The 18,848-nt window shown below is 64.0% G+C and carries 16 protein-coding genes; 9 read left to right on the top strand and 7 right to left on the bottom strand.

Going from position 1 to position 18,848, the window contains the following annotated elements; all coding sequences use genetic code 11:
* Positions 1–8: 8 nt before the first annotated feature.
* A complete protein-coding gene (locus CFE42_RS00500; protein WP_004627052.1) occupies positions 9–1,217 on the bottom strand; it encodes an efflux RND transporter periplasmic adaptor subunit in 1,209 nt (402 codons plus the stop codon).
* A gap of 185 nt (positions 1,218–1,402) precedes the next feature.
* Here CFE42_RS00500 and hpnD point away from each other — a divergent pair, with 185 nt between their 5' ends.
* On the top strand, positions 1,403–2,236 hold the full coding sequence (gene hpnD / locus CFE42_RS00495) for a presqualene diphosphate synthase HpnD (RefSeq protein ID WP_004627055.1): 834 nt from the start codon (positions 1,403–1,405) through the stop codon (positions 2,234–2,236).
* On the opposite strand, the gene CFE42_RS00490 is transcribed toward hpnD, so the two are convergent.
* The 3 genes from CFE42_RS00490 to CFE42_RS00480 all read right to left on the bottom strand — a co-directional run bounded on the left by CFE42_RS00490 (position 2,237) and on the right by CFE42_RS00480 (position 5,589).
* The gene (locus CFE42_RS00490; protein WP_004627057.1) at positions 2,237–3,421 is read right to left on the bottom strand and encodes a DUF1501 domain-containing protein; all 1,185 of its coding nucleotides are present in this window, start codon (positions 3,419–3,421) and stop codon (positions 2,237–2,239) included.
* Positions 3,422–3,446: 25 nt separating this feature from the next.
* Positions 3,447–5,072, bottom strand: a complete 1,626-nt coding sequence (locus tag CFE42_RS00485) for a DUF1800 family protein (RefSeq protein ID WP_004627059.1) — start codon at positions 5,070–5,072, stop codon at positions 3,447–3,449.
* Between the two features lie 70 nt (positions 5,073–5,142).
* A complete protein-coding gene (locus tag CFE42_RS00480; protein WP_012435871.1) occupies positions 5,143–5,589 on the bottom strand; it encodes a hypothetical protein in 447 nt (148 codons plus the stop codon).
* 191 nt (positions 5,590–5,780) lie between these two features.
* Between CFE42_RS00480 and ompR the strand changes: the two genes are divergently transcribed.
* The 4 genes from ompR (at position 5,781) to CFE42_RS00460 (ending at position 9,332) form a co-directional block, all read left to right on the top strand.
* A complete protein-coding gene (ompR, locus tag CFE42_RS00475) occupies positions 5,781–6,503 on the top strand; it encodes a two-component system response regulator OmpR (RefSeq protein WP_004627064.1) in 723 nt (240 codons plus the stop codon).
* Between the two features lie 33 nt (positions 6,504–6,536).
* A complete protein-coding gene (locus CFE42_RS00470; protein ID WP_004627065.1) occupies positions 6,537–7,898 on the top strand; it encodes an ATP-binding protein in 1,362 nt (453 codons plus the stop codon).
* Between the two features lie 283 nt (positions 7,899–8,181).
* Entirely contained in the window at positions 8,182–8,730 is a 549-nt protein-coding gene (locus tag CFE42_RS00465; protein ID WP_004627068.1) for a peroxiredoxin, read from the top strand.
* A gap of 80 nt (positions 8,731–8,810) precedes the next feature.
* A complete protein-coding gene (locus tag CFE42_RS00460; RefSeq protein WP_004627069.1) occupies positions 8,811–9,332 on the top strand; it encodes a carboxymuconolactone decarboxylase family protein in 522 nt (173 codons plus the stop codon).
* A gap of 81 nt (positions 9,333–9,413) precedes the next feature.
* Here the strand turns inward: CFE42_RS00460 and ispF are convergent, their stop codons facing one another.
* Together ispF and ispD are read right to left on the bottom strand one after the other, a co-directional pair.
* On the bottom strand, positions 9,414–9,920 hold the full coding sequence (gene ispF, locus CFE42_RS00455) for a 2-C-methyl-D-erythritol 2,4-cyclodiphosphate synthase (RefSeq protein WP_004627072.1): 507 nt from the start codon (positions 9,918–9,920) through the stop codon (positions 9,414–9,416).
* Positions 9,917–10,675, bottom strand: a complete 759-nt coding sequence (gene ispD, locus CFE42_RS00450) for a 2-C-methyl-D-erythritol 4-phosphate cytidylyltransferase (RefSeq protein ID WP_004627075.1) — start codon at positions 10,673–10,675, stop codon at positions 9,917–9,919. The genes ispF and ispD overlap by 4 nt, the downstream gene beginning before the upstream one ends.
* 172 nt (positions 10,676–10,847) lie before the next feature.
* On the opposite strand from ispD, the gene mfd reads away from it, so the two are divergent.
* From mfd to CFE42_RS00430, 4 genes are all read left to right on the top strand, one after another.
* The gene (gene mfd, locus CFE42_RS00445; RefSeq protein WP_004627077.1) at positions 10,848–14,279 is read left to right on the top strand and encodes a transcription-repair coupling factor; all 3,432 of its coding nucleotides are present in this window, start codon (positions 10,848–10,850) and stop codon (positions 14,277–14,279) included.
* A gap of 37 nt (positions 14,280–14,316) precedes the next feature.
* Positions 14,317–15,510 (top strand): acetylornithine deacetylase, encoded by a 1,194-nt coding sequence (gene argE, locus CFE42_RS00440; RefSeq protein WP_004627079.1) that lies wholly within the window; start codon positions 14,317–14,319, stop codon positions 15,508–15,510.
* Positions 15,511–15,622: 112 nt separating this feature from the next.
* A complete protein-coding gene (gene serB / locus CFE42_RS00435) occupies positions 15,623–16,480 on the top strand; it encodes a phosphoserine phosphatase SerB (RefSeq protein WP_037043458.1) in 858 nt (285 codons plus the stop codon).
* A 6-nt stretch (positions 16,481–16,486) separates the two neighbouring features.
* Positions 16,487–17,548, top strand: coding sequence for a PDDEXK nuclease domain-containing protein (locus tag CFE42_RS00430; protein WP_004627083.1), 1,062 nt, complete (start codon positions 16,487–16,489; stop codon positions 17,546–17,548).
* Between the two features lie 74 nt (positions 17,549–17,622).
* On the opposite strand, the gene CFE42_RS00425 is transcribed toward CFE42_RS00430, so the two are convergent.
* Positions 17,623–18,834: a cystathionine beta-lyase gene (locus tag CFE42_RS00425; RefSeq protein ID WP_004627086.1), complete on the bottom strand. Its 1,212-nt coding sequence runs from the start codon at positions 18,832–18,834 to the stop codon at positions 17,623–17,625.
* Between the last annotated feature and the right edge of the window lie 14 nt (positions 18,835–18,848).

Genomic DNA, 18,848 nt, shown 5'->3' with positions numbered 1-18,848 from the left:
GATGCGGCTTACCGGCGCGGCGTGATGGCGGACTGCGCCGACGGCTGATCGGCCGGCGCCATCGGCATCACCTTCTGGCCCGCCTTGAGCAAGTGCACGCCAGCGGTCACGATCGTCTGGCCGGGCTGCAGGCCGCTCGTCACCAGTAGCACGTTGTCGCGCGGCGCGCCCACCGTCACCGGCACGGGCTTCACCGTTTGCGATGCGGCGTCGTACAGCCAGACCACGTTTTTGCCTTGATCCTGGAGCAGCGCGCTCATCGGCACCCGCACGCCCATGCCGCCGCTATCGCCACCGCCGCCGGGCCGCACAAAGGTGGCCGCTGCGGTCATGCCAAGCTTGAGTTCCGGCGGTGGATTCGGTACCGAAATCTTGACGGTGTACGTGCGTGTGACCGGGTCGGCTGCCGGCGCAATCTCGCGCACCTTGGCCGGAATGCTGCGCGACTGATCGGCCCACAGCTTCACGCTCACCTCGGGCGATTTGCGCAGCGTATCAACCTGATCCTCAGGAATGCCGACCACGACTTCCTTCTCTGCCGTTTGCGCCACGCGCACCACCGGTTGGCCTGCGGACACCACCTGTCCGACTTCGGCGTCGACCCCGGTCACTACGCCATCGGCGTCGGCTTCGAGCGTGGCATAGCCGGCTTGATTCACCTGGTTGCGATAGCCAGCTCCGGCCTGCTCGTAGCGGGCTTGTGCGGCGTCATAGTTGGCTTGATGGCGTTGCTGCTCCGCCGCGCTGATAAAGCCCTTGGCGAACAGTTCGGAGTAGCGCTTAAGATCGGCGGCGGCCAGATCGCGGTCGGTCTTGGCCGCCGACAACTGCGCCTGGGCCGATTGCTGGGCAAGCGCCAGATCGGTCGGGTCCAACCTCGCCAGCACCTGGCCTTTCTTGACCGTGGCACCGACGTCCACCAGCCGGGCAACGATCTTGCCGGGCACGCGGAAGCCCAGGCGCGATTCAATGCGTGGGCGGACGTCGCCGGAGAACTCCGCCGTGCCGGCACCCTGCTCGCTGCTCACCGTCATGGTGCGCACGGGGCGTACGTCGACCGCCTTGGGCGGCTCCTTGCTGCAGCCGGCCAGCAGCGCCGCGCCGATCAGCAAGGCCGCCGATGCCGCCATCGGCAATGAACGCCGGCGCGGCCGAGATCGCGTGTCGGAGAAACCGGTGAAGTCGGAATGCGGGTACGGCAAACGCAACGCTGGCATGACACGCTCTCAGTAAATAACTGACCGGTCAGTAATATACCCACGGCAATGCGCAGGGTCAACGACACGGCCGCGTCTGATTGACTTTTCTTGGCAGATGCCCAGGCAAGGCTCTACGGCATGCTGCACCGCAACGCGCTGTAGAATGGCCGCCCTGCTTCAAACCTCACCAGAACGGCCTCCTCGTGACCCCCGACGATTACTGCGCCGACAAAGCGGCACCGCCCGGCAGCGACGTGTACTACAGCGTATTGTTTCTGGCGCCCGAACGCCGCCGCGCGACCATCGCGCTGGAAGCCGTGCGCCGTGAGCTGGAAGACGCCGTACGCGACGCGAGCGATCCGGCGGTCGTGCAATCGAAGCTGCAGTGGTGGCGGCAGGAGCTTGCGCGGCTGTTCGAGGGCCGCCCTGAGCACCCCGCGGCGAAGGCATTGCAGCCGCATCTGGCCCGCTACGATATCGGCGCCGTGCATCTGGGCGAATTATTGGCCGGCGTCGAGGCTGACGCCATGCAAAACCGCTATCTGGATTGGCCCAACCTGCGCCGCCACGGCGATCAGGTGGCGGGCGTGGCAGGCCGGCTGACGGCTCGCATTGCCGGACAGACGCATGCGCGCACGCTGGAATTCGCGCGGCTGATGGCACTCGCCGAGCAGCTCGTTCATTTCGTCAGGAACCTGGGCGAAGACGTGCGCCATAACCGCGTCTACATCCCCGTGGACGAGCTGCAGCGGTTCAACGTACCCGCCGCCGATCTGTTCAATCGCCGGTATGCAGAGGGCTTTAAGCCGTTGATGGCATTTCAGGCCGAGCGTGCCCGCGCGACCTACAAGGAAGCACTTGCCGCGCTGCCGGCAGAAGATCGCCGCGCGCAGCGTTCAGCGCTGATTCGCGGCGTGCTGGCCATGCGCCTGCTCGACGAGGTGGAAGCCGACGGCTTCCAGGTGCTCACGCAGCGTACGGACCTGACGCCGCTGCGCAAGCTCTGGCTGGCCTGGAAGACGCAGATCCGCGGTTGATCAGGCTTTGATCAGATCCAGCGGCGCAAACCGCCCTGCCAGCACCGGCTGCGAATCCATCCCCCACCAGCGCTCCAGCACCGTGGCATAAAGCGAGCGGAAATCGACCGACGGGTCGAGATTGCCGCCGCCGTCCAGGCGTTCCAGCACCGGCCCCTGCCCGGCCAGCCCGCCCTTGACGCGGCCACCGGCCACGAAATGCGCGGCAGCCGTGCCGTGATCCGTACCGTTGTTCATGTTTTCGCGCGGGCGGCGGCCAAACTCCGAATACGTGACGATCAGCGTGTCGTTCCAGCGGCCCAACTCGGTCAACGCGCTCTTGAGCGAAGCGATGCCCTCGCCCAACTGCCGCAGCAGGTTCGCCTGCGTGCCTTGCTGATTGGTATGCGTATCAAAGCTACCGAGCGACAGGCACACCACGGCGACGTCTGCGCCGCCATGGCCCGGTGCTGCCACCACCTGCATCGCCGCCTTGATCGAGTTACCGAACCCGCCGTCCGGAAAATGCGTCTGGAACGCGAACTTGCCGGACTTCGGACGCAGTCCGTCGGCCGCCTTGACGATATCAGCCTCGACCTTCAGCACGTGCGCGAGTGTGGCGTTGCCCATCGCGTGCGAAGGCATCGCCAGCTTGGCTTCGTTGAGGAACGCATCGGGATTGGCGAGCGCTACGGCACGTGCGCCGCCGTCGAGCGGGCCAAGATCGGCGCTGCCAATGATTACGCCATCTGCACCGAACGATGGCGGCACCGGCTGTGCGGCAAACGCACGCGTCAACCAGCCTTCGCGCAGGTATTGGTCGGAGCGCGACGCCGTGTCCCAGATCTCGATCGAGCGGAAGTGCGAAAGATTCGGCTGCGGATATGACAGCCCCTGCACCACCGACAATTCCCCCGCCTGCCACAGCGGCATCATCGCCTGCAAAGACGGATGCAGGCCGTAGCGGTCATCCAGTTGCAGCACCTGCTCCCGCTTGATGGCGATGCGCGGGCGCAGCGCATAGTACTGTGCGCTCGTGTAGGGCACCACGGTGTTCAGCCCGTCATTGCCGCCCTTGAGTTCGATGAGGATGAGCAGGTTGCCGTAGCCCTTGCGCTTGTCTTGCCCTTGCGCAAAGACAATCCCCGGGACCGCGCCACCCATGCCGAGCATGGCGCCGGCCTTCAGAAAATTGCGACGTTCCATGATGTGTGCTCCTGCGGCGGTGGCGTTACTTCAACTGGTAAGCCGGGTCCATCATCAGCGTGCGCAGGTACGCCGTACCGGCCAGCTTGACGGGAATCGGCGCAGTCGGCTCGATGGGCAACACGGCACGCTGGATCGAAATGCGCGGCGCCAGTTGCGGCGGATCATCGCCATCCGCTCCGAACTGCGCCAGCCACTTGGCCGAGTTGAACGACACCATCGTCTGCGACTGCGCAAGCTTGAAGCGCCCCTCCTGCCCCATGCCCTTGAGCGCCTGGCCCAGGCCCTGCACGGTGCCACCCTGCTTCAGGTCTTCGCGCATGGCAGCCATCATCATGCCGGGCTTTTGTTGCTGGGCCTGCTGTTGCGCTGACGGTGCCTTCATCTCCGTCGAACGGAAGAGTTGATCGAGAAACTGCTTGCGCCCCAGCAGCGTGGTTGAGTTGATCCACGCATCGCCGCCGGGCCAGCCCTTCACGTTGGGCGGGGCCAGCAGGTTCTGCCCCAGCTGCGCAGACTTGATCGCAAATGGCGTCGGGTCGGTATACTGCACGTTGAACTGCTTGAGCGTGCCGACAATCATTTCCACCGGGGACTTCACGAGCGTCGCGTGCGATTGCGGCGCCCAGAACGCCGGCGTCAGGAACACTCCGCGCAACGCCACCTTGATGTCATAGCCACTTGCCCGGAACGCATCGGCCACGCGCAGCGCCTGGGCCGCGTCCACGTCAGGCGAAACAAACTCGCGCCAGAGCTTGGTGACGATGAAGTTTGCCGTCTCTGGGCGAGACAGCAGGATGTCGAGCATCTGGTCGCCGTCGTAATCGCCGCTCTGGCCGAATACCGTCTTCACGCCCGTGTCGTGAATCTGCGGCCGCCAGACGTAGGCGAAATCGTGCTCGCGATCGATGCTCCAGCCCGTGTAGGTGCGCGCAGCTTCCTTGATGTCCTGCTCGGTGTAATGCCCCTCGCCGAGCGTGAACAGCTCCATCACCTCGCGTGCGAAATTCTCATTCGGCTTGCCCTTGCGGCTCTCGGCGCCATCCAGATAGATCAGCATCGCCGGGTCTTTGCCGATGGCGTGCAGCATCGTGCCGAAGTTGCCCACCGCGTTCTGGCGCAGCAGCACGTTCTGCCGATACATCAATTGCGCGAACGGCACCTTCTGCGAACTGGAAACGAAATGGTTGTGCCAGAACAGCGTCATGCGCTCTGTCAGCGGCGACGGCGTCTTGATCATCTCGCCCATCCACCAGGCGCGCAATTCCAGCTCGTGCGCGGCATTCTTCTGGCGCGCCGCCTTGCGGGCGTCTTCGTCGGGCAATTTGTTGTAGGGGACGATCGGCTCGTTCACCCACGCTGGGGGCGCTTGCGTGGCAACGGTGCCCGTCTGGGCAAGGACGCGGTCGACGGCTTCGCGGTGTGCGAGTCCGGCGTAGGCGTCGAGTTCGCTCTCGGAAGGCGCAAAGCCGATGCGGGTGAGGAAATAGCGTGCATCGTCGCGGTCCAGGCGCTGCTCGTCGGCGGCTGGCGCCTTGGCTTGCGCGGTGTGGCGATGCGGCTTGTCCTGCGTTGCCGCATGCGCGGTCTGCAGTGAAAGCGCGCCGGCGGCTGCCAGCGCCAAGAAGATCGTGGTGCTACGGATTCGCATGTCGGCCCCCCGAAACGACCCTACTGCTTTGCCGGGGCAGCGACTCGTGCGCCGTTCCTCGGCCCCCTACCTAGCCGCCACGGTGGTAGATATCCCGCGTGACGTCATAGATGTTCTGACGCAATTGCTTGCGTTCCTCGGGAGACAGCTTGCGTTGCGCAGACCCACGATCGGCATTCTCTCCCCGGCGGTTCTCCATCGCTGCGGCGCGGCGGCTGCGTTCCTCGCCACCTCGGCCGTGCGCCGAACCCTGCCCGCCCTTTTTCTCCTGCGCGCCGGTCTGCATTGCATGTCCGCCGCCGAAAAAACCGCCGAATCCGCCAAAGCCACCGCGTTCACTGCGCGCGTGCGCCTGCGAGCCGGCCGCACAGAGGGCAAGAACACAGGTCAACAGCGCCGCGCGCCGCCGAAACATCACCGAGCGATTCGAAAAAGGAAGTTGAGAAGCCACGTCTTTGTTGCTGGAAACCGATGCGCCATGCATCATTGCGCGACAATCGATAACAGGCAACCGCATTGCACGCCAGTCCCCTCCGCAGGGGGGAAACAGACCCCAAACCGTTGCGAGGAACTGCCAAGGCAGTGTAGCTGCGCGTCCTACAGACTGTTCGCGTGACTCGGTAAATAATGTAACCGTCTGTTTCAATTGGGCTATTACCGCCTCCTGTTGTCGATTGGGCCCATGTTTTTGTCGTTACCATTAGCGCCATGGAAAATTCCGGTCAAAAGATTCTCGTCGTCGACGACGACCCCCGCCTGCGCGACCTGCTGCGCCGTTACCTGGGGGAACAGGGCTTCACCGTGCTGGTGGCGGAAAACGCCACGGCCATGAACAAACTCTGGCTGCGCGAGCGCTTCGACCTGCTCGTGCTTGACCTGATGATGCCGGGTGAAGACGGCTTGTCGATCTGTCGTCGCCTGCGCGGCGCGAACGATCAGACGCCGATCATCATGCTCACCGCCAAGGGCGAAGACGTTGACCGCATTGTCGGCCTCGAAATGGGCGCGGACGATTACCTTCCCAAGCCTTTCAACCCCCGCGAACTGATTGCGCGCATCCACGCAGTGCTGCGCCGCCGCGGCCCGGCCGAAATCCCGGGTGCGCCGTCCGAGACGCCGGAAACGTTCGCCTTTGGCGATTTCGTCCTCAACCTGGCCACGCGCACGCTCAAGAAAAACGACGAAGAGATCACCCTCACGACGGGTGAATTCTCGGTGCTCAAGGTGTTTGCACGCCATCCGCGCCAACCCCTATCGCGCGAAAAGCTCATGGAAATGGCGCGCGGCCGCGAATACGAAGTGTTCGATCGCAGCCTTGATGTGCAGATTTCGCGTCTGCGCAAGCTGATTGAACCTGACGCCAGCAACCCGCGCTTCATTCAGACCGTGTGGGGCCTGGGCTACGTGTTCATTCCCGACGGCGCCAAGTAAGCACCCGAGCAACCTTTCTCTTCCGCATCCGACTTGCGCATCCCGCGTCCGGCCGCGTTGCGGCATCTGCTGATCAGTGTGTTTGGTTCGCTGTTCTGGCGAACCTTCATGCTGATCGCATTGCTCATCGCGATTTCTCTGGGCGTGTGGTTCCAGAGCTTCCGTATTTTCGAGCGTGAACCGCGCGCGCAGCAGATCGCCATGCAGGTGGTCAGCGTGGTCAAGCTCACGCGGGCGGCGCTGCTGTATTCGGATCCGTCGAGACGCCGCTTCCTGCTGCTCGATCTCGTGCAGAACGAGGGCATCAAGGTCTACCCACGCGAGAAGGAAGACGAATACCGGGAGCCGCACACCAACCCTTACCTGACGCAGCTTGTCCAGCAGGAGATCCGCAACCGGCTCGGGGCCGATGCGGTGATCGCCACGGCCGTCAACGACATCCCGGGCGTGTGGGTGAGCTTCCAGATCGAGGGCGACGACTACTGGGTCGCCATCAGCCCGGACCGTTTCGAGCACGTGCCGGGGTTGCAATGGCTGTGGTGGTCGATGGCGGCGCTGGTGCTGTCGGTGCTGGGCGCGGCGTTCATTACGTCACGCGTGAACCAGCCGCTCAAGCGCCTGGCCGATACAGCGCGCGCCATCAGCGCCGGGGAGGACCCGAAGGCATTGCCCGAAGGCGGCGGCACCGAAGTGGCACAGGCGAATCACAGCTTCAACCAGATGGTGCGCGACCTCAAGCAGCTCGAGGCCGATCGCGCCGTCATGCTGGCCGGCATCTCGCACGACCTGCGCACGCCCCTTACGCGCCTGCGCCTGGAAACCGAGATGAGCCCCGTAGACGAGCAGACGCGCGAACTGATGGTGGCCGACATCGAACAGATGGACGCGATCATCGGCCAGTTCCTGGACTACGCGCGCCCCAGCGGGGAGATGCTCGAGGACGTGGACCTGACCGAACTCGTGCGCGACACGGCGCCCGTCTACTCTGCGCATGACGATATCGACCTGACACTCAAGCTCGCGCCCGAGGCCATCGCCCGCTGCAACCGCATGGAAACGCAGCGCATTCTCGACAACCTGATCGAAAACGCACGCCGCTACGGCAAGACCCCCGGCACGAACCGCGCAGAGATCACCGTCAGCACGTTCCTGCAAGGCAACGAGGTTGTATTGTGCGTGGCCGATCGCGGTACAGGTGTGCCGGCCAACCAGCTTGCATTGCTCACCCGGCCGTTCTACCGCCTTGAATCGGCACGCAGCGAAGCCAAGGGCGCCGGGCTGGGTATGTCGATCGTCAATCGCATCCTGCAGCGCAGCGGCGGCCGCCTCGTGCTTGAGAACCGCACACCGCCCGAAACGGGACTGCTCGTCAGCGCCTGCTACGCGCGCGCCTGATCCGGCACACTGCGCGGCCTCTCCCGGGCATATCCCCTGCTTCCCACGCCTGTCATGCGTCGCCGATAAGGTGCGGCGGCGGGCAGCGCTATGGCTGGCGTTGAGAATATCAATTGGCCGGTTTTGAATTCATCGCCAATACTCCAGCCGCCAGGCTGCGCGCCTGCGCGTTCTTCGTCTCCGTCCGAACATCCTCCAGTCGGACCGGACGGCCGGTGAGCGTGTGTCTGCAAGTCCCCGCTTGGGTTTCGTACCCATTGCCACACAACTCCAGGAGAAGCTCATGAAGACCATTGGTGACAAGCTCGAACCGTTCAAGGTCGTCGGCGTCAAGCCCGGGTTCAACAATCACGAAGAGAACGGCGAGTCGGCGTTCGAGGACATCACCGAGACCTCGTTCCCGGGCAAATGGAAGGTCATCTTTTTCTATCCGAAGGACTTCACGTTCGTCTGCCCGACCGAGATCGTTGCCTTCGCCAAATTGAACGATGACTTTGCCGACCGCGACACCATCGTGCTCGGCGGCTCGACCGACAATGAATTCGTCAAGCTCGCATGGCGCCGCGAGCACAAAGACCTGAACAAGCTCAACCAATGGTCGTTTGCCGACTCGACGGGTGCCCTGGTCGACCAGCTTGGCGTACGCGAGCATGAGGCCGGCGTTGCGTTGCGCGCCACCTTCATCGTCGACCCGGACAACGTCATCCAGCACGTGTCGGTCAACAACCTGAACGTGGGTCGCAACCCGGACGAAGTGCTGCGCATTCTCGACGGCCTGCAGACGGACGAGTTGTGCCCGTGCAACCGCGCAGTCGGCGGTGCGACGCTGTAACGGCCACGCGGCGCCCTCCGAAGCCGAAGCCCGCCCCTGCGCGGGCTTTCTTTTTCAGCCGCCGCTGACAGGAGACATCGATGGAATTTCTGCAGACGATCAAGGGTCGGATTCCCGACTACGCCAAGGACATCCGCCTGAACCTGGATGGCACGATCGCGCGCTCCTCGCTGGAGGGCAATGACGCGGTGGGCGTCGCGCTGGCGGCCGCTTTTGCCACGAAGAGCAAGGTGCTGACCGACGCCATCCGCAATGCCGGGGTGCTATCCCCCGAGGAGGTGAACGGCGCGCTGACCGCCGCCGCCCTCATGGGCATGAACAACGTCTGGTATCCGTACGTCGAGATGGCCGACGATTCCGACCTGGCGCAGCAGAAAGCGGAGTTGCGCATGAACGCCTACGCCAACAACGGCGGCGTCGACAAGCGCCGGTTTGAGATGTACGCCCTGGCCGCGTCCATCATCGGCAAATGCCATTTCTGCATTAAATCGCACTACGACTTGCTGAAGAATCACCAGGGCATGAGCGCGCAGCAATTGCGCGACGTTGGTCGCATCGCGGCCGTCATCAACGCGACAGCGCAGGTCATCGCGGCCGAATAGCCGCACCAGTTCAGCAAACGAAAACGGCAGCCCGCATCGCTCCGGTGCTGCCGCTTGCCTTGGCACGATAACGATGCCAAGTCAGTCCTGATCGGCGGCTTCTGCGCGATAGATCAACACCACCGCCTGCGCGACGATGCCTTCCTCCTTGCCTTCGAAGCCGAGCTTCTCGTTGGTCTTGGCCTTGACGTTGCACCGGTCGGGCGCGATGCCGAGGTCTTCCGCAAGATTGGCCACCATGCCCGGCACATGTGGCGCGAGCTTCGGCTTCTGCGCGATGACGGTGGCGTCGACATTGCCGATCGCATAACCGGCCTTGTGCACGCGGCGCACGGCTTCGCGCAGCAGCACGCGGCTGTCGGCGCCGGCAAAGGCCGGATCGGTGTCGGGAAAGTGCCGGCCGATGTCGCCCAGGCCGGCGGCGCCGAACAATGCATCGGTAATCGCATGCAGCAGCGCATCGGCGTCGGAGTGGCCGAGCAGACCGCGTGTGTGCGGAATCTCCACGCCGCCCAGGATCAGCTTGCGGCCCTCCACCAGCGCGTGCACGTCATAGCCTTGACCAATGCGGATGTCCATCCAGTTCATGCTTGCGATGCCTCGTTGGGTTGTGCGCGCTGCGCGAGGATGGCCTCGGCGAGTGCGAAATCGTCGGGATACGTCACCTTGAAGTTGCGCAGCGCCCCCGGCACAAGCAGCGGCGGGTGACCGGCGGCTTCAATGGCGCTGGCTTCGTCGGTGACGATGCGCTGTTGCAACAGCGCCTCCCGCAAGGCGCGCTCCAGCAGGCCAAGCGGAAACATCTGCGGCGTCTGCGCTTGCCACAGGCCATCGCGCGGCACGGTGGCGTTGATGTGCTGAGCCGCATCGGCACGTTTGAGCGTATCTGCCACGGGTAGCGCAAGGATGCCTCCCGCAGCTTGCGTGCCTCCGGCCTCCACGGCCGCGACCAAACGCGCGACCAGTGCGGGCGTCAGGCCCGGACGCGCCGCATCATGCACGAGCACCCAGTCGTCATCGTGCGCACCGAGACCACGCAACGCCGCCAGCCCATGCGTGACGGATGCGTGGCGCGAGTCGCCGCCGCAATCGACCTCCACCAGCTTGGGCGCGTTGAAACCGCCCTCGGGAAAGCGCTGCACGAGCGGCTGTGCGCCGGGCGTTGTCACGACCAGCACGGTGTCGATTTCGGGGCTGGCCAGGAATGCCTGCGCCGTGTGCCACAACATCGGCCGCCCGGCAATCACCTGATATTGCTTGGGCAGATCGCCGCCGGCGCGCGAGCCGGTGCCGGCCGAGGGAATCAGCGCAAAACGGCGTCGGCCAGGGTGTGAAATCGACATGAGAGGCGGGAAAGTGAACGTGGGCGCAGCATTTGCGTGGGTTTTGGCCCGCCCAAGCGCGCGGCTGGCGCGGATTTTATAATAGCGCTCTGCGTCGCGACACCCCGCCTGCACATGCCGGCGGGGTGTCGTGCATTGTCTTGCAGTCGTGCCCCACACAACCTCACGCCTCATGTCCGATTTTTCGCTCTCTGCCCTGCCCGCCGTCAAACCGGGCGCGCGCTTCGTCTTCAGTGGCCTGCAGGGCGCGGCAGATGCCCTGCTGCTGGCACGCTACCTGGAGCAGCATCGCGCTGCGGCGCCGATGCTGGCGGTGGTCTGCGCCAATGCCGTCGATGCCCAGCGCCTGGCGGAGGAGCTACGCTGGTTTGCCCCGCAGGCGCGCGTGAAGCTGCTGCCGGACTGGGAAACGCTGCCGTACGACAATTTCTCGCCGCACCAGGATTTGATCTCCGAGCGGCTGGCGACGCTGCATGACCTGCAGAACGGTGCGTGCGACATCCTGCTCGTGCCTGCCTCCACGGCGCTGCAGCGCGTGGCGCCGCCATCATTCCTCGCCGCTTACACGTTCTTCTTCAAAAAGGGGGAAAAGCTGGACGAGGCGGCGCTGAAAGCGCAGTTCACGCTGGCCGGCTACGAGCACGTCAGCGCCGTGATGCGGCCAGGCGAATACTCCGTGCGGGGCGGCCTGATCGACTTGTTCCCGATGGGCTCTCCGCTGCCGTATCGGCTTGACCTGTTTGGCGACGAAATCGAGACGATCCGCTCGTTCGACCCAGACACGCAGCGCAGCCTCTACCCGGTGAACGAAGTCCGCCTGCTGCCGGGCCGCGAATTTCCGATGGACGAGGCCTCGCGCACTGCCTTCCGCGGACGCTGGCGCGAGGTGTTCGAGGGGGACCCGACGCGCTCGCCCATCTATAAGGACATCGGCAACGGCGTGCCGAGCGCCGGCATCGAGTACTACCTGCCGCTGTTCTTCGACGAGACCGCGACGCTGTTCGACTACCTGCCGGGCACCACGCATCTTGCCTTCGTGGGCGACATCGAAGGCGCGGTGCGCCGCTTCTGGGCCGACACCACGCAGCGCTACAACTTCATGCGCCACGACCGCGAGCGCCCGCTGCTGCAGCCGTCGGCGCTGTATCTGGATGAAGAGGCGTTCTTCGTCGCCGCCAAGCCGCACGCACGTCTGGTGTTGCGCGCCGAGCCCGGCGATGCACCGCTTTCGCTGCCGTTGCCGAACGTTGCCGTCAACCGCCGCGCGGAAGACCCGCTGGTCAATCTCGAATCGTTCCTGATGCGCAGCAACTGCCGCGTGATGATCTGCGCCGAATCCGCAGGCCGCCGCGAAACGCTTGCGCAAATGCTTGCCGCCAGCGGCCTGCACCCCGAAGGCGTCGCGGACTTTGCCGACCTGATGAGCGGCGATGCCAAGTTCGTGCTGGGCGTGGCACCGCTGTACCAGGGCTTCATCCTCGGCGACGAACGCATCGCGCTCATCACCGAGACCGAGCTGTATGCGCAGACCGTGCGCCGCGTAGGTCGCCGCAAGCAGGAACAGGCCACCGCCGTCGATTCAATGGTGCGCGATCTGGCCGAGCTGAAGATTGGCGACCCGGTGGTGCACAGCGAGCACGGCATTGGCCGCTACCAGGGCCTGGTGTCCATCGACATGGGCAATGGCGAGGAAGAATTCCTGCACCTCGACTACGACAAGGGCAGCAAGCTTTACGTGCCGGTGCATCAGTTGCACGTGATCTCGCGCTACTCGGGCGCCGATCCGGAAACCGCGCCGCTGCATTCGCTCGGCTCCGGCCAATGGGAAAAGGCCAAGCGCAAGGCGGCGCAGCAGATTCGCGATACGGCGGCTGAACTGCTGAACCTGTACGCGCGGCGCGCATTGCGCCAGGGCTTTGCATTCCCGCTCACGCCCGAGGACTACGCGACGTTCGCCGAGAGCTTCGGCTTTGAGGAAACCCCCGATCAGGCCGCCGCCATCGCGGCAGTGATCGCCGACATGACGTCGGGCAAGCCGATGGACCGGCTCGTCTGCGGCGACGTCGGCTTCGGCAAGACGGAAGTCGCGCTGCGTGCCGCGTTTGTGGCGGTCATGGGTGGCAAGCAGGTGGCCATCCTGGCCCCGACCACGCTGCTTGCCGAACAGCATTACCAGACGCTGGTCGACCGCTTTGCCGACTGGCCGGTGCGCATTGCCGAGATCTCGCGTTTCAAGAACAAGAAAGAAATCGACGCCGCGATCGAAGCCATCAACGCCGGAACCATCGACATCGTGATCGGCACGCACAAGCTGCTCTCGCCGGACGTGAAGTTTGACCGCCTGGGGCTCGTCATCATCGACGAGGAACATCGCTTTGGCGTGCGCCAGAAGGAAGCGCTCAAAACGCTGCGCGCCGAGGTGGACGTTCTTACGCTCACCGCCACGCCGATCCCCCGCACGCTGGGCATGGCGCTGGAAGGCCTGCGCGATTTCTCCGTGATCGCCACCGCGCCGCAAAAGCGGCTGGCCATCAAGACGTTCCTGCGCCGCGAGGAAGATGGCGTGCTGCGCGAGGCCATCCTGCGCGAGCTGAAACGTGGCGGCCAGGTCTATTTCCTGCACAACGAGGTCGAGACCATCGAGAACAAGCGCGCCAAGCTCGAAGAGCTGATTCCGGAAGCGCGCGTGGTCGTCGCCCATGGCCAGATGCACGAACGCGAACTGGAACGCGTGATGCGTGATTTCGTGGCCCAGCGCGCCAACATCCTGCTGTGTACGACGATCATCGAAACCGGCATCGACGTGCCGACCGCAAACACGATCCTCATCCACCGTGCCGACAAGTTCGGCCTGGCGCAACTGCATCAATTGCGCGGTCGCGTCGGGCGCTCGCACCACCAGGCATATGCGTATCTGCTGGTGCATGACGTAGACGGCCTGACCAAGCAGGCACAGCGCCGGCTTGAAGCCATTCAGCAAATGGAAGAACTCGGTGCGGGCTTCTATCTCGCAATGCACGATCTCGAAATCCGCGGCGCCGGCGAGGTACTGGGCGACAAGCAATCGGGCGAGATTTCCGAGATCGGCTTCCAGCTCTACACCGACATGCTCAACCAGGCGGTGAAGTCACTCAAGGCCGGCAAGGAACCCGACCTGATGGCGCCGCTCGCGGCCACAACCGAGATCAACCTCGGCACGCCGGCCTTGCTGCCGCAGGACTATTGCGGCGATGTGCAGGAGCGCCTGTCGCTGTACAAACGCCTGGCCAACTGCGAAAGCAGCGAGACGATCGACAATATCCAGGAGGAGCTGATCGACCGTTTCGGCAAGCTGCCGCCGCAGGCGCAATCGCTCATCGAAACGCACCGGCTGCGCATTGCCGCCGCGCCGCTGGGCATTCGCAAGATCGACACGGGCGCGAACGCGGTCACGCTGCAGTTCATACCGAACCCGCCTGTCGACGCCATCAAGATCATCGATCTCGTGCAGAAGAACCGGCAGATCAAGCTGGCGGGGCAAGATCGGCTGCGTATCGAGAACATTCCGGTCGAATTCGCCGCGCTGGCGCAGACCATTCGCCACGCCATGCGGCAATTGACGTGATCCAGTAGGATCAGCCCGTCAGAACAAGGAAACCATCATGAGCACCGCCCTCACCCCGTTCTCCACGCTTGACTGGACGAACAAGCTCGTCAGCTTCGACACCACGAGCCGCGGCTCCAACCTGGCGCTGATCGAGACCGTGCGCGACTACCTGCGCGGCGTCGGCCTCGAGTCGCATCTGTCGCATAACGACGAAGGCAACAAGGCCAACCTGTTCGCCACCATTCCGGCAGCGGACGGCAGCGTGCAAGGCGGCATCGTACTGTCGGGCCATACCGATGTCGTGCCGGTGGATGGCCAGAAATGGGACAGCAACCCGTTTGCGCCGGAAGTGCGCGACGGCAAGCTCTACGGACGCGGCACGTGCGACATGAAGGGCTTCATCGCGTCCTCGCTGGCGCTGGTGCCGTCGCTGCTCCAGGCCAGACTGCGCGAGCCTGTGCACTTTGCGCTGTCATACGACGAGGAAGTCGGCTGCGTGGGCGCGCCGCGCATGATTGAAGACCTGATCGCCCGCGGCATCAAGCCTGCCGGCTGCATCGTCGGCGAACCCACCTCCATGCGCCCGATCGTCGCCCACAAGGGCATCAACGCCTACCGCTGCCGCGTGCACGGCCGCGCCGCGCATTCGTCGCTCACGCCGCAGGGCGTGAACGCCATCGAATACGCCGCGCGCATCATCTGCTTCGTGCGTGACCTGGCCGATGAATTCCGCGCCAAGGGACCGTTCGATGACGCGTTTGACGTGCCCTTCACAACGGCATCGACGGGTCTCATCAACGGCGGGATTGCGCTGAACACGATTCCCGCGCTGTGCGAGCTGGTATTCGAATTCCGCAACCTGCCAGGCGTGGATGCGCCGGCCATCCGCGCACGCGTCGAACGCTATGTGCGTGAAACCATCGAGCCCGCCATGCAGCGGGAGCATCCTGACGCCCACATCGAACTCGACGAGATTGCCGCCGCGCCGTCGCTGGACGCCTCCGAGCAAGCCGCCATCACGCAGCTTGTGCGTGTGCTGACCGAAGACAACGACAAGCGCAAGGTCGCCTACGGCACGGAAGCCGGCCTCTTCCAGCGTGCCGGCATTCCAGCCGTGCTGTGCGGTCCGGGCAACATCGAACAGGCGCACAAGGCCAACGAATACGTCGAACTGGCCCAGCTCGACGCCTGCGACCGCTTCCTCGCCAAGGTGGCGCGCAGCCTGATGGTCGAGACCGCGTCCGCCTAACGCTTACACAGCAACGCCTCACCTTTTGGTGGGGCGCATGCCGCCCGGGGCGTTCGCTACAATAGCGGGCTTCCCCGGCGCCGAACCGCCCGCTCCCCGCTCCTTTCACCCCATGCCCGTCATTCTGCAAAGCCCGTCGCCGCTGTCCACCGGTGACATTGAATCCGTCCGAAGCCTGTTCGGCAGCGCCACCTATGAGATGCGCGCGCCCAACGTCGCGGCCATCGAATGGGTGCACGAACTGCCCAGCGAATTACGCGTCCAGCTTGATGCCATCTGCGCCAACCTGAAGATGGACTACGCATGGATTCCCGACGAATGGACGTTCGGCGATTTCCGCGTGCTGGCGATGGACATGGATTCGACGCTGATCACCATCGAGTGCATCGACGAAATTGCGGATTTCTGCGGACTCAAGCCGCAAGTGGCGGCCATCACCGAAGCGTCGATGCGGGGCGAGATCAAGGATTTCAACGAGAGCCTGACGCGCCGCGTCGAACTGCTCAAGGGCCTGGATGCAAGCGTGCTGGAGCGCGTCTACGCCGAGCGCCTGCAGCTCTCCCTGGGCGCCGAAAAGATGCTCAAGGCCGTGCAGGCGCTGGGCATCCGTACGCTGCTGGTGTCGGGCGGCTTCGAATTTTTTACCTCACGCCTGCAGGAGCGCCTGGGCCTCGACCGCACGCGCGCCAACACGCTGGAGATCGTCGATGGCAAGCTGACCGGCCGCGTGCTCGGCGAGATCGTCAATGCGGATGTGAAGGCGCAGACGCTCAAGGCGTTCTGCCAGGATCTGGGCGTGTCGCCGCACAACGCCATTGCCATGGGCGACGGCTCGAACGATCTGAAGATGATGGCCGTGGCGGGCCTGTCGGTCGCGTTCCGCGCCAAGCCCATCGTGCAGGCACAGGCCGACGTGGCGTTCAACGTTGTCGGCCTGGATGGCTTGTTGAATCTGTTTCCGCAGCAATAAGCCGCGATGGCGACCCGCCCGCCTGCCCGCAGAAAACTCGCACCGGTGGTGCGAGAAACGGTAGATGCGCAGGATTACGCCGCCTTGCTCACCGAGATCAGGGCGCGCATCCAGGCTGCGCAATATGCGGCCCTACGGGCGGTCAACAAAGAGCTGGTGGGACTGTATTGGGACATCGGCCAAATGATCGTGGCGCGGCAGCAAACCGAGGGTTGGGGTAAAGCGGTCGTGCAGCAACTCGCCACAGACCTGCAGGCGAGCTTTCCTGGCACGGGCGGTTTTTCGGCATCCAACCTCTGGCGGATGAAGGGTTTCTTTGAGACCTACCGCGACGCAACAAAACTCGCACCTCTGGTGCGAGAAATCGGGTGGAGCCATAACCTGCTCATTCTTGAGCGTTGCAAAGACGCTCAAGAGCGCGAGTTCTACCTGCGCATGACGCGCAAATTCGGTTGGTCGAAAAGCGTTCTGGCACACCAGATCGACAACCAGAGCTACGAAAAGTCACTCCTGGGCCAGACCAATTTCGACAAGGCGCTGACGCCGGCCCTGCGCGCGCAAGCCAAGCTGGCGGTCAGAGACGAATACGCCTTCGATTTTCTCGAACTCGGCAACCAGCACAGCGAACGGGAGCTGGAGCGCGCGCTGATCACCCGCATCGAAGATTTTCTGCGCGCAATGGGCGGCATGTTTGCCTTCCTGGGTAGCCAATACCGGCTTGAAGTGGATGGCGACGAGTATTTCATCGATCTGCTGCTGTTCCACCGCCGCTTGCGCTCGCTGGTGGCCATCGAACTGAAAATCGGCAAATTCGAACCCGAGTTTGTCGGGAAGATGCAGTTCTACCTGGCCGCTCTGGACGAGCAGGTTCGCCAGGACGACGAGAACCCGTCCATCGGCATCATCCTGTGCAAAGAAAAGAAGCGCACCATCGTCGAATACGCACTTCGCGACGCAAGGAAGCCGATTGGCGTAGCGACTTACGCCATCACCAAGAGTCTGCCCAAGGAGTTACAGGGCCAGTTGCCTTCGCCTGAAACCATTGCGCGCCTGCTTGAAACGCTGTAGCCACGACGATTGAAAACGGGGCGGCACGATCAACTCGCACGCCCCGCCATCACCGCCGCCTGAAGCTTGAAAGGTCAAGCCCGCAGGTGCGCCTCCATCGCCTGCTTCAAATCCGCAATCAAATCACGCGGATCTTCCAGCCCGATATACAGACGCACGAAACCGCCCGCGTTTTCCCAATCGGCCGGCGGCCAGGCGGTCGCCGTGCGCATCGACGGAATGTTGTACGGCAACGCCAGGCTGTGGGCCCCGCCCCACGAAAAACCGATCGCGAAGTAGCGCAACCCTTCGATAAAGGCGTCGATCTGCGCCTGCGAATAGCGCTCGTGCAGCACGATCGAGAACAAGCCGCTCGCGCCGGTAAAGTCGCGCTTCCAGTTTTCGTGGCCCGGACAATCAGGCAGTGCCGGGTGCAGAACGCGCACGACTTCGGGCCGATCCGCCAGCCATTCGGCCACTTCGCGGGCGTGTGCATCGTGTGCAGCCAGGCGCGTTGGCAGGCTCGGCAGGCCACGCAACACGAAATAGCAATCGTCCGCCGAAACGCCCCAACCCATGCGCATGCGTGTGGCAAGCAGCTTATAGTGCAGCGCTTCGTCGTTGGTGATGGCGGCGCCCATGAGCACGTCGCTGCCACCCGATTGGTACTTGGTCAGCGCCTGCACAGAGATGTCGATGCCGTGCTCGAACGGCTGGTAATACACGCCACCGCTCCAGGTGTTGTCGATTGCCGTAATGGCGCCGGCCTTGCGCGCCGCCTCGGCGATGGCCGTGCAATCGGGCACCTCCATCGTCACCGAACCCGGCGCTTCGAGCCACACGAGTTTGGTGTTGTGACGGATCAGGTCGGCAATGCCGGCGCCGATCATCGGATCGTAATAGCGCACGGTGATGCCGAACTGGCGTGCCATCCACTCGCCATGGTCGCGGTTCGGACCGTAGGCGTTGTCCGGAATCAACACGTCGTCGCCGGATTTGACGAGCGTGAAGTACACCAGCGAAATCGCCGCCAGCCCTGATGGGAGCAGCAGCGTGTGTGAGCCGCCCTCGATCTGCGCCAGCGCCTGGCACAGCGTGTCGGATGTCGGCGTGGCATGCAGGCCGTAGCGCCAGTGCACCACACTACCGCTACCGAAGGCACGCATGTCTGCGAGATTCTTGAACACCACCGTCGACGCACGATACGTGGCATGCGAGAACGCCGTGAAGCCCGGTGGGATATGCAATTCCGGATGCACAGCCTGGGTCGCGGGAAACATGGGCGGGAGCTTGGTGTCGTCGTTCACGTGGTTTCCTGTTT

This window comes from Ralstonia sp. PBBBR1, assembly GCF_002256165.1.
In the GTDB taxonomy this organism is placed as follows: domain Bacteria; phylum Pseudomonadota; class Gammaproteobacteria; order Burkholderiales; family Burkholderiaceae; genus Ralstonia; species Ralstonia thomasii.
Note: the sequence above shows the minus strand (reverse complement) of the source record. Positions and strands in the feature narration are given on the sequence as shown.